The following is a 14,265-nucleotide window of genomic DNA, read 5'->3' as shown; positions in this document are numbered from 1 at the left end:
CGGGTGGGGCAGGATGGGGAAATGACTGATTTGAGCACTGATTCGCCCCTGCTCGAGGTGAGCAACCTCGCGGTTAATTTCCGGACCATGGACGGAGAAGTCCCCGCCGTGCGCAACGCCGGTTTCTCCCTCCCGGCAGGCAAGACGCTGGCCATCGTGGGGGAGTCCGGATCCGGAAAGTCCACCACCGCAATGGCCGTCATCGGGCTGCTGCCCGGTAACGGCACCGTGGCTTCGGGCAGCATCCGCTTCGACGGACAGGAACTGGTGGGTCTGCCGGAATCCAAGATGCGGGCAATCCGCGGGCGTTCCATCGGCCTCGTGCCGCAGGATCCGATGTCCAACCTGAATCCGGTCACCAAGATCGGCACCCAGGTTGCCGAAACCCTGTTGGTGCACGGCATGGCCACATCCAAGGACGTGGACCGGAAGGTCGTGGAGGTCCTGACCGCGGCCGGACTGCCCAACGCCGCGGAGCGCGCCAAGCAGTACCCCCATGAATTCTCGGGAGGCATGCGCCAGCGTGCCCTGATTGCCATTGGCCTGGCCTGCCGTCCCCGGCTGCTGATTGCCGACGAGCCCACCAGCGCCCTGGACGTCACAGTCCAGCGGACCATCCTGGACCAGATCGATCGGATGACGGAGGAACTGGGTTCTTCCGTCCTGCTGATTACCCATGACCTGGGACTGGCAGCCGAGCGTGCCTCCGAACTGGTGGTTATGCACCGCGGCGAGGTAGTGGAAACGGGTCCCGCCCGCCAGCTCTTGGAGGACCCGCAGCACCCGTACACCCAGGCCCTGGTCCGTGCAGCCCCCAGTGTGGCAGCCGTGCGGCTGACCCCGGGTGCCTTCGCCGGACATACCGGTACCAAGAGCGGGGCGGCTGCCGCGACGTCGGCGGCCGGAGAACTGGCCGCCGCACCCGCCACGGAGACCGCACCGGACAACATCGTGGAATTCCGCGACCTGACCAAGGTATTCAAGATCCGCGGCCGCTCCGACGATTTCTATGCCGCCAAGAACGTCACCCTGGACATTCCGCGCGGCCGCACCGTAGCCATTGTGGGGGAGTCCGGTTCGGGCAAGACCACTACGGCGCGGATGCTCCTGAAACTGATCGAACCCACCAGCGGAACCATGACCTTCGACGGCATGGACGTTGCCACCCTCGACAAGGCCCAGCTGCGCGAATTCCGGCAGCGGGTGCAGCCGATCTTCCAGGACCCTTACTCCTCCCTGGATCCGATGTACACCATTGAACGGATCCTGGAAGAGCCGCTGAAAACCTACCGGCGCGGCGACAAGGCAGAGCGTCAGCGGCGCGTGCGGGAACTGATGGAGCAGGTGGCGCTGCCTCTTGAGATGCTGCACCGCTACCCTGCAGAACTCTCGGGCGGGCAGCGGCAGCGCGTGGCCATTGCGCGTGCGCTGGCCCTGAAGCCCGAGCTGATTGTCTGCGACGAGCCGGTCTCCGCACTGGACGTCCTGGTGCAGGCACAGATCCTCCAGCTGCTGGGGGACCTGCAGCGCGAGTTCGGCCTCAGCTACCTCTTCATTTCCCATGACCTGGCGGTTGTCCGGTTGATCTCCGACTATGTGTGCGTGATGAAGGACGGGGAGCTGGTGGAGGCCGCCACCTCCGAGGAGGTCTTCTCCAATCCCCGCCACCCCTACACGCGGAAACTCCTGGCCTCGATTCCCGGCAACGAGCTCAACATCGACGGCGAGCTGGCTTCCTGACCATGGCTGAAACGCCGGCGGGTTCCGCAGCGGACCTGGAAGCAGAACTGCGGCAGCTGCTCGCGGCCCGGAACCGGGAGGACATGGCCCCCACCATCGCGGCGCTGCTGGATGTCCTGGACCGCTATCCGGACAATGCCCGCGTCCTCTATGAAGTGGGCGGCGCCTATGACACGGCAGGTGAAGAGGCAACGGCTGCCGGATTCTACGAACAGGCGCTGGCATTGGGCCTCGAGGGCGACGTGCTGCGGCGCTGCTATCTGCAGTACGGCAGCACCCTGCGGCTGCTCGGGCGCCCGGAGGACTCGCTGGCGGTCTTTGCCCGCGCCCGGCAGAGCTTTCCCGGGTCAGTGTCGCTTGGGGTCTTCGAGGCCCTGACCCTGCATGCGGCGGGCAAGGCGAACGCGGCGCTCGCCGGTCTCCTAGTCCTGCTCGCGGAGAATGTTTCGTCGGAAGACCTGGAACGGTATCTTCCGGCGCTGCACGGCAATGCCGATTACCTCGCTTCGCTCGACGGCGGGGCCTGCCACCGCGCCTGAACCGTACGGGCAACGAAGCCGGACAACCAAGCCGGACAACCAAGCCGGCCAACCAAGAAGGGCCCTCCATTTGGAGGGCCCTTCTTCGTTGACGCAAGGCCTCGCCGTCCGCGCTGGCTACTTTCGCCGTGTCTTGGGATCCAGGGCCTCACGGAGGGACTCGCCCAGCAGGGTGAATCCAAGCGCGGTGATGGCAATGCAGATACCCGGGAGAAAGGCCAGCTGCGGTGCCACGGCCAGTTCGGCCTGCGCGTAGGTAAGCATCCGGCCCCACTCGGCGGTCTGCGGCAGGCCGCCGCCGAGGCCCAGGAAGGCCAGTGCGGCGGCGTCGATGACTGCTGTCGCCAGGGTGAGGGTGGCCTGCACGATCAGCGGACCCATGCTGTTGGGCAGCAGGTGGCTCATGGTGATTGTCCGCCGGCTTAGCCCCAGGGTCTGCGCAGACAGGATGTAGTCGGCGCTGCGCTGGGAAATCATTGACGAACGCAGGAGCCGGGCGAAGATAGGTACCTGCGAGACACCGATGGCAATCATGATTGCCAGGGAACTCTGGCCCAGGAGGGCGGCAATGCTCACGGCGAGCAGCAGGTTCGGTACGGAGAGCAGGATGTCGGCGAAGCGCATGATCACGCTGTCCACCCAGCCGCCCAGGCCGCCGGCGATCACGCCGAGCAGCACTCCGCCGGCCAGGCCCAGTGCCGTGGACACTACGCCGATGATCAGTGACGCCCGGGCGCCCCAGATCAGCTTGGAGAGGACATCGCCGCCGAAACGGTCCAGGCCCAGGGGGTAGCCGTCAATGTCTCCCGGTCCGGGGATGTTGGTGGGGGTGATCTCCGTACGGCCGGGGAGGTCGTCGCCGCCGAAGGGGGCAAGCAGCGGGGCGAGGATGGCCACCAATATGAACAGCCCCACGATGACGGCGCCGGCGACGGCGGCAGGGTTGCGGCGCAGGCGGCGGAAAGCGTCTTTCCACATCCCGCTTCCGGTGGCGGGCTTGGCGGTGGGAGCACCGTCGGGAAGGATGGACCCGCCGGCTGCGGGAGGCAGAGTAGTACTCACTGGACACGCACCCTTGGATCGATGAAGCCGTAGGACACGTCAACCAGCAGGTTGATCAGTGAGTACGCCACGGCAATGAAGACAATGAAGCCCTGCAGGACGGGATAGTCGAGGGCGAAGATCGCGTCCCTCAGGAACCTGCCGATACCGCTGAACGCGAAGACCGTCTCGGTCAGCACGGCACCGGAGATCAGCAGGCCGGTCTGCAGGCCGATGGTGGTGGTTACCGGGAGCATGGCGTTGCGCAGCACAAAACGGCCGCGGATGGTCTTCTCCATCAGTCCTTTGGCGCGGGCCGTGCGGACATAGTCGGCGCCCTGGACCTCCAGGACCGATGCCCTGGTAATGCGCACGATGATCGCCAGCGGAATGGTCCCGAGGGCGATGGCGGGAAGCACCAGGTGCATAACGGCGTCCCAGGATGCGTCCCATTCCCGGGTAAGCAGACCGTCCAAAACGTAGAAGTCGGTAACGTGCGTGGCATCGATGCGTGGATCCTGGCGTCCGTCGGTGGGGAACCAGCCCAGCTGGATGGCCAGCACCCACTTGAGGATGAAGGCCAGGAAGAACACCGGGACGGTAATGCCGATCAGGGACAGGACCACCGAGGAGTGGTCCCAGAAACGTCCGTAGTGGCGGGCGGCCAGATAACCCAGCGGGATGCCGATGCCGATCGCGAAGATAAGCGCCACGACCGCCAGCTCCACGGTGGCGGGAAAGCGGGTGGCGAATTCCTCGAGCACCGGGCGCCCGGTGACGATGGAGGTGCCGAAGTCGCCCTTTAGGAGCTTTCCGACATAGGTGAAGTACTGCTCGATCAGCGGTCGGTCAAAGCCGTAGGCCTTGTTGATGTTGGCGATGGCTTCGGGGGAGGCCTTGTCACCGAGCAGGGCGGTGGCCGGACCGCCGGGCAGGTTGCGGACCCACAGGAACAGCAGGATCGAAAGGCCGATCAGGGTGGGGATCAGCATAAGAAGGCGTTTGCCGATGACTCGTAGCACGAGTGTCCTTTCCCAGCCGTGGGGCTGGAGGATCTGGGGTGGAAAAGGCGAGGCGCGTAGGAGGCCGGGGACCCCGCGGGGTCCCCGGCCTCCGCTGAGGTGTTACTTGGAGAGCTTGATTTCGCTGAAGACTTCGTCGTTCACCGGGCTGGCCGGGTAGGACTCGACCCGCTCGGAGAAGGCGAGCGACGGCGCCGGGTGTGCCAGCGGGATGGCCGGCACGAACTGGGCAATGTCCTCATTGATCTGCTCGTAGAGCGGGGTCTGCTCCTCGAGGGTGGAGACCTGGCGTGCCTCTTCCAGCGCGCTGAAGATCTCCGGGTTGTTGAAGCCGAACTCGGGCTTCTCCTGGCCGAAGAACACGCCTACGAAGTTGTCCGTGTCGTTGTAGTCGCCGGTCCAGCCCAGCAGGTGCAGGCCGTGATCGGAGCCTGCCTGCACGCGGTCGAGGTAGTCCGGGGACCATTTGTCCGACTGCGGGGTGACCGTGATGCCGACTTCGGCCAGCTGTGCGCTCAGGTTGGTGAAGACCTGCTCAGGCGTGGGCATGTACGGCCGGGAGACGCCGGTGGGGTAGTTGAACTGCACGGTGAAACCGTCCGGGAAGCCGGCTTCGGCCAGCAGGGCCTTGGCCTTCGCCGGGTCGTATTCGTACGTGGTGACGTCTTCGTTGTAGCCGTTGACGACGTCGGGGATGAACTGGGTGGCCACCTTGGTGCCCTCGGGCAGGGTCTGGCTAACCAGTGCTTCCTTGTCGATGGCGTGCGCAATGGCCTGGCGGACCTTGGGGTCGGCCAGCTCGGGCACCTGCTGGTTGATGCCCAGGTACAGGATGGTGAACGGATCGCGCGGGATCACCTTGAAGCCGGCGTCGGCCAGTGCCTCGGTGTCGGCGGGGGCCACGAGGTCGTAGCCGTCAATGTCGCCGGACTCCAGCGACTGGCGGCGGGCCTGCGGATCGTCGATGACGCGGAAGATGATGTCGGTGACCTGGGCGTCGTCGCCGCCCCAGTAATCCTCGTTGAGGGACAGGGTCAGCTGGTTGCCCACGTCCCAGCCGTCGAACTTGTAGGGACCGGTGCCGGTGGGGTGTTCCTTGGCGTATTCGGTCAGCTCGGGGGCTTCGGCGGTGCCCGATGAGTTGTTGGCACCGAATTCCTCCAGGGCGGCCGGGCTCTGCATGCTGAAGGCCGGCAGCGAGAGTGCGGCAACAAAGCCGGCGAAGGGCTTGTTCAGCGTAATCACGGCTTCGGCGTCCGAGGACGCTTCGCAGGACTTGTAGGTTGCCTCTTCGGGTGTATCCGAGAAGCCCTTGAAAAGCATGCCGTAGTAGTAGGCCTGGCTTTCGGCCTGCTGGATGCCGGTGAAGTTGTACCAGCGGTCAAAGTTGGCGCAGACCGCTTCGGCATTGAAATCGGTGCCGTCGTGGAACTTGACGCCCTCTTCGAGGTCGAACGTGTAGGTCATGCCGTCTGCCGAAGCCTCCCATGACTTCGCCAGCAGCGGGGCCGGGTCCGCGGTGCCGGGTTCGACGCCGACCAGGCCTTCGAAGATCTGGCGGCTGACGCGGAAGGATTCGCCGTCGGACGCGAAGGCGGGGTCCAGGGATTTGGGATCGGATGAAGCGGCGAAAACGAAGGTGCCGTCCACGTCACTGGAGCCGCCGTCGGCCCCTTCCTCGCGGTTGCTTTGGGCACAGCCCGAAAGCACAAGCGCGCTCAGGGCGAGGCCGGCGGTAAGGGCGGACGCGCGCTTTTTCGCGGACCGGCCTTTCCGGACACTGTCTGCTGAAAACATGTTTTGGGTACTCCTCAAGGGCGGATGAACGCGATGCGAGTGCTGCCTGCGGCCGGAAAACCAGCCCGGATGCGTCCGTTGGACGCACACGTATGGACAGAGCCTAATGCGGAAGTGTTTCTGTTACGTGACATTCGTCACCCTCGGCGTGGTTACGATTCGGCAACGCCGGGCCGGAGGCGATGGGCCCGGGCACGAAAAAAGCCCCGGTCCGAAGACCGGGGCTTTGATATCTGGTGCGCGAGGAGGGACTTGAACCCACACGTCCGAAGACACTGGAACCTAAATCCAGCGCGTCTACCAATTCCGCCACTCGCGCCGATTTCCCCTGCCTGCTGTATTGCGCAGCCGGGAAACCGGTTTTAGTCTACCCGAGGTTAGTCGAGCCCCAGGTCACGCCGGAGCTTGGCAACATGCCCGGTCGCCTTCACGTTGTACTGGGCGAGGGCAACCTTGCCTTCGGGGTTCACCACAACGGTGGACCTGATCAGCCCTTCGTAGGTGCGGCCGTAGTTCTTCTTCTCGCCCCATGCTCCGTAGGCTTCGGCCACGGCGTGGTCGGCGTCGGAGAGCAGCGGGAAGTTCAGGTTTTCGGATGCCGCGAACTTCTCCAGCTTCTCCACCGGGTCGGGGGAGACACCAAGAACGGTGTAGCCGGCGCCTTTGAGGCTGTTCAGGTTATCGCGGAAGTCGCAGGCCTCCTTCGTGCAGCCGGGCGTGGCCGCGGCCGGATAGAAGTAGACGATGGTGCTGCTGCCATGAAGGTCCGCCAATGACACGGTTGTCCCATCGGCGGCGGGAAGCGCGAATTCGGGTGCGGTTTCATCCGGGCTCAGACGGGGCATTAGGTCTCTCCTTGGTGTCGATTTCGCCGTTGGTGCGTTAAAACGCGACATTTCCAACGTGCGGTGGCTATCCTAGACTGTGGATCGGGCCGTACTCAGCAAACTGACTGTTCGCGGACGGATCCGTCGCCGAGAGGAAGAGTTTTATTTTATGCCGGATATGGAGCGCTGGCCCACCGGGCGCCTGTTGTCTACTGCTGCCCGCCTTGTAGAGCATGCCTGGAATGAGCGGTTGGTCAGCATTGGACTGACCCACGCAGGTGTCATCGCGTTGGGAGTTCTTGACACCCAGGGGCCCATGACGCAGGCACGCCTGGCGCAGCTGGTGCGTGTTCAGGCCCAGACGATGGGCAAGACCCTCGCCCGCCTGGAGACCCACGGACACGTGAGCCGTGTGCGCAATGACCTCGACAAGCGCAGCCACATGGTGACTATCACCGAGCAGGGCAAGGAAGCACTCCTCGAAGCACAGAACATTGAGCGCACGCTCCTCGACGGCGGCGAACTGCTGTCCGAGGCACTGCGCAGCCAGCTGCGGAAGGTCATCAGCGAGTTGGGAAGCCCGCGGTGGCAGGTCGCCGTCGACGTCCCCGGACTTCCGGTCCCGCCCGAAAGCGGTTTGGTGATCCTGCCGGAAAGTGCGGAATCCACGGAGGCTGCGGAAGCCCCGGCGGACAGCCGCTGACCGCAGGAGCGGCACCGAAAAACCTCAGAAGAGGCACATCCACTGGATGTGCCTCTTCTTTCGTCTGGCCGCTAGCCTCAATGGTAAGCACACTGACGAAGGGATGGCCGTGGAGCATAAGGTCAACGAAAAATACATCAACTTCGCGAGCGTCATTGATGACGTCACCCTGGAGCAGAACGCCAAGACGTCCCGGATGCCGTTCATCTATCCGCACCTGGCTTCCATGCCCGACGCGCATCTGGGGAAGGGCGCAGCTGTCGGATCCGTGATCCCCACGCTGGGGGCAATCATCCCTGCGGCGGTGGGCGTCGACATCGGCTGCGGGATGATCGCCGTCCGCACCCGGCTCTTCGCCCCGGACATTGCCGGGCTGAACCGTCGGGTTCTCCGCGAAGCGATAGAACATGCCATTCCGCTTTCGGCCGGCAACAACAACCGCAGCCTCACGGATTCGGCGCGTCTCCGGGTCGAGGAACTGGCCGACGACGCCGCTGCCGCCGGCTTTGACCCCGCGTCCTACCTCAAAGGCTGGCGGCTCCAGCTGGGCACCCTGGGCTCGGGGAACCACTTCATCGAAGTGTCCCTGGATGAAGAGGACGCCGTCTGGCTGTTCCTGCATTCGGGCTCGCGCGGCGTCGGGAACAAGATCGCGCAGCAGCACATCCGGGCGGCACAGAACTACTGCGGCAGGCGCTCCATCGACCTGCCGGACCGGGACCTGGCGTACCTGGAGGAGGGGACCGAGGAGTTCGACCGGTACATTGCCGAACTGATGTGGGCCCAGAAGTTCGCCCTGCTCAACCGCGAGGAAATGATGGACCGGGTCGTCGGATGCTTCAGTGCATGGACGGGGGAGGCCGTGCAGGAGCGGGAGCGGATCAACTGCCACCACAACTACACCGAGGTTGAGCACCACTACGGCAGGGACGTCTGGCTCTCGCGGAAGGGCGCCATCGACGCTTCGCCGGGACGTCCGGGGCTGATCCCGGGATCCATGGGCACGGCGTCGTACGTGGTGGAAGGCAAGGGCTACGCGCCGTCGCTGAACTCCGCACCGCACGGCGCCGGCCGGGAGTATTCCCGGACCAAAGCGCGCAGGACCTTCAGCCAGGAGCAGCTGCGGAAGGCAATGAAGGGGATCGAGTTCCGCGACACCCCCGCTTTCATTGACGAGATCCCGGCGGCGTACAAGGACATCGACGCCGTGATGGCGGACGCGAAGGATCTGGTCACGGTGAAGCACGTGCTGCGGCAGATCGTGAACGTCAAGGGAAACTAACCCCCGAATCCAGTGCAACGGGCCCGCAACGGTAGGGTATGGACCCATGACCAGACCCGTAGAACTGCTTGCCGCCTATGACCGCCAGTTGCGCACCGATGCGGAAACTCCCAGCGCAGTCACCGTCGAGCGGCTGGGGCCCCTGCGCCTGGTGACGTTCGACGGCGGTCGGGGCTTCATCACCTACGCCGACCTGGACGGGGCGGATGCCGCGACCATTGCCGACTGGGTGGCCGGTGCCCTCGCGTACTACCGGAGCGACCCGCAGATCCGGAAGGTGGAGTGGAAGACCCGGGGCCATGACCGGGCACCCGGACTCCACGAGGCGCTGCTGCGCAACGGGTTCGAACCGGAGGAACCCGAATCCATCATGATCGGGCGCGCGGCGGACCTGGCGGTGGATGTCCCGGTTCCCGAAGGGGTTGCCCTCCGCCGCGTCACGGAAGAGAAAGATATCCGCGCCATGAGTGCCATGGCGGACGGTGTATTCGGGGATCCGGTTTCCATAGCGACGGCGGACTCCCTCCTGCGCCGGTTGTCCCGCGGCGACGGGATGGAACTCTGGGTGGCGGAAAGCGGCGGCACGATCGTCAGTGCCGGCCGCCTGGAACGGGTTGCCGGCACGGAGTTCGCAGGCATCTGGGGCGGTGCAACGGTGGCACCCTGGCGCGGCCGGGGTATCTACCGCGCACTCACCGCAGCCCGTGCCCGGTCCGCGCTGGCAGCGGGCAAGACCCTGATCCACAGCGATTCCACCGAGTACTCCCGCCCGATCCTGGAACGCTCCGGCTTCCTGAAGGTGTCCTCCACGACGCCGTATCTCTGGCGTGCGGAGGCCTAGCTGCAGGAGCCGGAGCGCTGCTTCCCGACGGCAAAACGAAAAAACCCCGCCTGCCAGGCGCAATGCCTGGTCAGACGGGGTTTTCGCTGGTGCACCCCCCGGGACTTGAACCCGGAACCCATTGATTAAGAGTCAATTGCTCTGCCAATTGAGCTAGAGGTGCGCACTTTGTTGGAAGGAAGACCGTCGCCGTGAGGCGCGGTTCGTTCTCCGCAACGACATGAAACATTACCACGTGCCGGCAGGCTCCACGAAATCCGGCCTGCATGCCCCGGCGTCGTTGCCCCGGAGGCAGGCATTTGTGGTGCGTCCATGCCCGCCCCGGGCAGCAAAAAACCCCGCCCGGCCAGGCGAAGAGCCTGATCGGACGGGGTAGTTGGTGCACCCCCCGGGACTTGAACCCGGAACCCATTGATTAAGAGTCAATTGCTCTGCCAATTGAGCTAGAGGTGCGTATTCGAGGTGATGGAAACCAGCGGATTTTTTCCGTGGTCGGCATCAGCAACGACATGAAACACTACCAGCAGTTCCGCCGGAGAGCGAAATTCCGGCGGTTTTTGTGTCCCGTCTCACGTTGCATTCCGTTCCGGTGTCCCGCCTGGATGGGGGAGGACCACCAATTCGCCCGGATTCCCTTCCCAGTCCCCGCTGCTGTCCACCACCCAGGTCCGGGCGGGCAGGTTCGACGCCGGGTCCCCGGTGGTCACTGTCGTAACGGCGTCTCCGGGCACCGGGGTAACCGGAAGGTCAGGGCCTGGCACGCCGGAAGTGTCGATCCGCACAGCGGCCCGCACGACACCGTGCGTCAGCATCCGCTCCGCCGTACGGACTGCCCAGACAGCCGCGACGGACCCAACCCCAAGGGCTGTAAAGAGAAAGGATTTCCGGGCCACGGCGGCCTCCTTCGATCGGCGGAAGGCACGTTTTTCACGTTACGGCCGGCACCTGCCGCTGTCCAGCCAAGGACCCGGTTACGCTGGCTGGCATGGCCGATACTGAATCCCGCGATGTCCCGGTACGCACCCTGACCGTGCCCACGCCCGAACTCCTGGAAGCCCTGCAGCCCCTGCCCGACGGCATCAAGGCAGCCGTCTGGGACCTGGCCGGTGAGCCCGAGGGCGTGGCGTATCCGGACATCGATGCAGTGGTGCTTCCCTACGCGAACGGATCCGACTACGGAGATGCGCTGGAGCGGGTGCCGAACCTGCTGCTCCTGCAGGCACAGTCGACGGGCTACGACGGACTGCCCGAGCTGGTCAGCGAGGGGACAGGCATTGCCAGCGCCGCCGGCGTCCATGCTGCCGCCACCGCCGAGATGGCCCTTGCCTTGATCCTGTCCGCGCAGCGGGGGATCGACCACGCGCTGAGCGCCCAGCATGAGGGCCGGTGGGAATCGGTCCGGTATCCGGGGCTGGCGGACCGCCGTGTGCTCCTTGTGGGAGTCGGCGGAATCGGCCGGGAGATTGCCGCACGGCTGCATCCGTTCGACGTCGAGCTGACCCGGGTGGGCAGCACGGCCCGGACAGATGAGGACGGTGCGGTGCACGGAACGGACGAGCTTGCGGACCTGGCGGCCAGGGCCGAGATCCTGGTGGTCATTACACCGCTGAACGCGCAGACCCGCCACCTCATCGACGCCCGCGTACTCGCTGCCCTGCCGGACGGAGCGCTGGTGGTCAATGTTGCCCGCGGTGCCGTGGTGGACAGCGAAGCCCTCACCAAGGAGGTGGTGTCCGGACGGCTGCGCGCGGCTCTCGACGTCTTCGACCCGGAACCGCTGCCGGCGGAGCATCCGCTGCGGCAGGCACCGGGGGCGATCATCACCCCGCACTGGGGCGGAAACACTGCAGCCTTCGAGCCCCGGATCAAAGCCCTGCTGCGCGAACAGGTGCAGCGGCTGGCAGCAGGAAAAGAACCGCTGAACCTCGTCCGCCCCGGGCCGTGGGGGTAGGCGAACCGCCGGCGCCCTAGGCCAGTTCCAGGTAGGAATCCACGAAGGAACGGAAATCTTCCCAGTCGGCGGACTGCTCCAGCAACCGCTCACCCGCTGAAGCCGTGGCCGGCAGGGTGGCCTGCGCTTCCACGGCAAACTGGAAGACGCGGCCGGTGCTCGTGCCCACCTCGTACGCGTCCGTGTCCAGCTCGTCGGTGTGGCTCAGGTTGGTGGTGTTCACCGAAGTGGGTACTTCCAGCCCGGCGAGGGTATCGACGTCGAACGGAGCAAACACAACCTCGGCCGGACGCCACCGGTAGCCCAGCACATAAAAACCGGTTTCACCGTCGAGGCCCGGCGTGGCCAGCACCAGGTTGTAGTCACCGTAATTGGGAATCTGGGATTCGAAGACGCGGCGCAGCACCCGCTTCAGCTGGTTGCTGGCGGGGTTTCCCAGGTCTGCAGGGTCCGTGTCCGCAGTGTGTACGCCCGGATCCGTGGATCCTGTATCCGATGTCATACCCCCAGTCTATGAACACCGTCCCCCTATTCGGGAAGCCCGTACCGTCCCTGCCTCTGATCTTCATCTGCTGTTCACAGGCCGTAACAACAGTTGCCAATGTCCGTCACAGAGACCACCCCGGCGGGCTTAAGTCCTACGATCTACCCATGAGCGTGGACAACACACCGGACATCAAACCCCGCAGCCGAGTCGTTACGGACGGCATACACGCCGCCCCTGCCCGAGGTATGTTCCGTGCCGTAGGCATGGGCGACGACGACTTCGCCAAGCCGCAGATCGGCGTCGCCAGTTCCTGGAACGAGATCACTCCCTGCAACCTATCCCTGAACCGCCTTGCCACGGGTGCCAAAGAAGGCATCCACGCAGGCGGCGGCTTCCCCATGCAGTTCGGCACCATTTCCGTCTCGGACGGTATTTCCATGGGCCACGAGGGCATGCACTTTTCCCTGGTTTCCCGCGAAGTCATAGCGGACTCGGTCGAAACGGTGATGATGGCCGAGCGCCTGGACGGCTCCGTGCTGCTTGCCGGCTGCGACAAGTCCCTGCCCGGCATGCTGATGGCGGCAGCGCGCCTGGACCTCTCCAGCGTCTTCCTCTATGCCGGCTCGATCATGCCCGGCTTCGCCAAGATGGAGGATGGCAGCGAACGGGAAGTCACCCTGATCGACGCCTTCGAAGCCGTGGGTGCCTGCGCCGCCGGCAAAATGAGCCTGAAGGACCTCGACTCGATTGAACGGGCCATCTGCCCGGGTGAAGGTGCCTGCGGCGGGATGTACACCGCCAACACGATGGCCTGCATCGGCGAGGCCCTGGGCATGTCCCTGCCCGGTTCGGCCGCGCCGCCCTCCGCGGACCGGCGCCGCGACGAGTTCGCCCGCAAATCCGGCGAGGCAGTGGTCAACCTGCTGCGCAAGGGCATCACCGCCCGCGACATCATGACCAAGAAGGCCTTCGAGAACGCCATCGCCGTCACCATGGCCTTCGGCGGCTCCACGAACGCCGTGCTGCACCTGCTGGCAATCGCCCGTGAGGCCGAAGTGGACCTCACCCTCGAGGATTTCAACCGCATCGGCGACACCATCCCGCACCTCGGCGACCTGAAGCCGTTCGGCCGGTACGTAATGTTCGACGTCGACAAGATCGGCGGCGTGCCCGTGATCATGAAGGCACTGCTCGACGCCGGCCTGATCCACGGCGACTGCCTCACCGTCACCGGCAAGACCGTCGCGGAGAACCTCGCGGCCATCAACCCGCCGGATCCGGACGGGAAGGTCCTGCGTGCCATGGACAACCCCATCCACAAGACCGGCGGCATCACCGTCCTGAAGGGGTCCATGGCTCCGGAAGGCGCAGTGGTCAAGAGCGCAGGGTTCGACGCCGACGTATTCGAAGGCACCGCACGCGTCTTCGAACGGGAACAGGGCGCCCTGGATGCACTGGACGCCGGAGAAATCCATGCCGGCGACGTCGTGGTCATCCGCTACGAGGGCCCCAAGGGTGGACCGGGCATGCGGGAAATGCTCGCCATTACCGGCGCCATCAAGGGTGCAGGCCTGGGCAAGGATGTCCTGCTGCTGACCGACGGCCGCTTCTCCGGCGGCACCACGGGCCTGTGCATCGGCCACGTTGCACCCGAAGCGGTCGACGGCGGTCCCATCGCCTTCGTGAAGGACGGCGACCGGATCCGGGTGGACATTGCCGCCCGCAGCTTTGACCTGCTGGTGGACCCGGACGAGCTCGAAGCCCGCAAGGTCGGCTGGCAGCCGCTGCCGCACAAGTTCACCAAGGGTGTGCTGGCCAAGTACGCCAAGATGGTGAACTCCGCGTCCACGGGTGCTTACTGCGGTTGAAACCCGGCCCCAGGCGTAAGGCGCTGGAGCGCCTTACGCCTGGGGCCCCTCAGGCCTTTGCTGCCTTATTAAGCCCTCCCGCCTGGGGCGGGCAGGTTCCAGAAGACGAGACTTTACGTCCACATAATGAGACGGACGTCTCATAAGATTGACACCCCCGTAGGGGA

At 65.2% G+C, this 14,265-nt stretch carries 13 protein-coding genes and 3 tRNA genes; 7 read left to right on the top strand and 9 right to left on the bottom strand.

Features of this window, described 5'->3' with window-relative positions; all coding sequences use genetic code 11:
• Nucleotides 1-21 precede the first annotated feature (21 nt).
• Nucleotides 22-1,740 (top strand): ABC transporter ATP-binding protein, encoded by a 1,719-nt coding sequence (locus N2K99_RS10995; RefSeq protein ID WP_227918218.1) that lies wholly within the window; start codon nt 22-24, stop codon nt 1,738-1,740.
• Nucleotides 1,741-1,742: 2 nt separating this feature from the next.
• Nucleotides 1,743-2,279 carry a tetratricopeptide repeat protein gene (locus tag N2K99_RS10990; RefSeq protein ID WP_227933211.1) on the top strand — a complete coding sequence of 179 codons (537 nt, stop codon included), beginning with the start codon at nt 1,743-1,745 and terminating at the stop codon, nt 2,277-2,279.
• A 117-nt stretch (nt 2,280-2,396) separates the two neighbouring features.
• Here the strand turns inward: N2K99_RS10990 and N2K99_RS10985 are convergent, their stop codons facing one another.
• From N2K99_RS10985 to bcp, 5 genes are all read right to left on the bottom strand, one after another.
• The gene (locus tag N2K99_RS10985; protein ID WP_374200035.1) at nt 2,397-3,341 is read right to left on the bottom strand and encodes an ABC transporter permease; all 945 of its coding nucleotides are present in this window, start codon (nt 3,339-3,341) and stop codon (nt 2,397-2,399) included.
• On the bottom strand, nt 3,338-4,342 hold the full coding sequence (locus N2K99_RS10980; protein WP_227918216.1) for an ABC transporter permease: 1,005 nt from the start codon (nt 4,340-4,342) through the stop codon (nt 3,338-3,340). Before N2K99_RS10980 ends, N2K99_RS10985 begins: the two co-directional genes overlap by 4 nt.
• Nucleotides 4,343-4,444: 102 nt before the next feature.
• On the bottom strand, nt 4,445-6,139 hold the full coding sequence (locus N2K99_RS10975) for an ABC transporter substrate-binding protein (protein WP_227933212.1): 1,695 nt from the start codon (nt 6,137-6,139) through the stop codon (nt 4,445-4,447).
• Nucleotides 6,140-6,373: 234 nt separating this feature from the next.
• Nucleotides 6,374-6,458 (bottom strand) — tRNA-Leu (locus N2K99_RS10970).
• A 58-nt stretch (nt 6,459-6,516) separates the two neighbouring features.
• On the bottom strand, nt 6,517-6,984 hold the full coding sequence (bcp, locus tag N2K99_RS10965; RefSeq protein WP_227918214.1) for a thioredoxin-dependent thiol peroxidase: 468 nt from the start codon (nt 6,982-6,984) through the stop codon (nt 6,517-6,519).
• 151 nt (nt 6,985-7,135) lie between these two features.
• Here bcp and N2K99_RS10960 point away from each other — a divergent pair, with 151 nt between their 5' ends.
• From N2K99_RS10960 to N2K99_RS10950, 3 genes are all read left to right on the top strand, one after another.
• Nucleotides 7,136-7,669 carry a MarR family winged helix-turn-helix transcriptional regulator gene (locus N2K99_RS10960; protein ID WP_227918213.1) on the top strand — a complete coding sequence of 178 codons (534 nt, stop codon included), beginning with the start codon at nt 7,136-7,138 and terminating at the stop codon, nt 7,667-7,669.
• Between the two features lie 109 nt (nt 7,670-7,778).
• Nucleotides 7,779-8,951 (top strand): RtcB family protein, encoded by a 1,173-nt coding sequence (locus tag N2K99_RS10955; RefSeq protein WP_260554634.1) that lies wholly within the window; start codon nt 7,779-7,781, stop codon nt 8,949-8,951.
• A 46-nt stretch (nt 8,952-8,997) separates the two neighbouring features.
• Nucleotides 8,998-9,792, top strand: a complete 795-nt coding sequence (locus N2K99_RS10950; protein WP_227933214.1) for a GNAT family N-acetyltransferase — start codon at nt 8,998-9,000, stop codon at nt 9,790-9,792.
• Nucleotides 9,793-9,879: 87 nt separating this feature from the next.
• Here N2K99_RS10950 and N2K99_RS10945 read toward each other — a convergent pair.
• From N2K99_RS10945 to N2K99_RS10935, 3 genes are all read right to left on the bottom strand, one after another.
• Nucleotides 9,880-9,955: transfer RNA gene (locus N2K99_RS10945), tRNA-Lys, on the bottom strand.
• 214 nt (nt 9,956-10,169) lie between these two features.
• Nucleotides 10,170-10,245, bottom strand: a tRNA-Lys gene (locus N2K99_RS10940).
• A 116-nt stretch (nt 10,246-10,361) separates the two neighbouring features.
• Nucleotides 10,362-10,685 carry a hypothetical protein gene (locus N2K99_RS10935; protein WP_227918210.1) on the bottom strand — a complete coding sequence of 108 codons (324 nt, stop codon included), beginning with the start codon at nt 10,683-10,685 and terminating at the stop codon, nt 10,362-10,364.
• A gap of 92 nt (nt 10,686-10,777) precedes the next feature.
• Between N2K99_RS10935 and N2K99_RS10930 the strand changes: the two genes are divergently transcribed.
• Nucleotides 10,778-11,743: a 2-hydroxyacid dehydrogenase gene (locus tag N2K99_RS10930; protein WP_227933215.1), complete on the top strand. Its 966-nt coding sequence runs from the start codon at nt 10,778-10,780 to the stop codon at nt 11,741-11,743.
• 16 nt (nt 11,744-11,759) lie between these two features.
• Here the strand turns inward: N2K99_RS10930 and N2K99_RS10925 are convergent, their stop codons facing one another.
• A complete protein-coding gene (locus N2K99_RS10925) occupies nt 11,760-12,245 on the bottom strand; it encodes a hypothetical protein (RefSeq protein WP_227918208.1) in 486 nt (161 codons plus the stop codon).
• 149 nt (nt 12,246-12,394) lie between these two features.
• Between N2K99_RS10925 and ilvD the strand changes: the two genes are divergently transcribed.
• Nucleotides 12,395-14,098 (top strand): dihydroxy-acid dehydratase, encoded by a 1,704-nt coding sequence (gene ilvD / locus N2K99_RS10920; protein ID WP_227918207.1) that lies wholly within the window; start codon nt 12,395-12,397, stop codon nt 14,096-14,098.
• Nucleotides 14,099-14,265 lie beyond the last annotated feature (167 nt).

It is taken from the genome of Arthrobacter sp. zg-Y1110 (assembly GCF_025244865.1).
In the GTDB taxonomy this organism is placed as follows: domain Bacteria; phylum Actinomycetota; class Actinomycetes; order Actinomycetales; family Micrococcaceae; genus Arthrobacter_B.
This window is presented reverse-complemented; position numbering and strand designations above follow the sequence as displayed.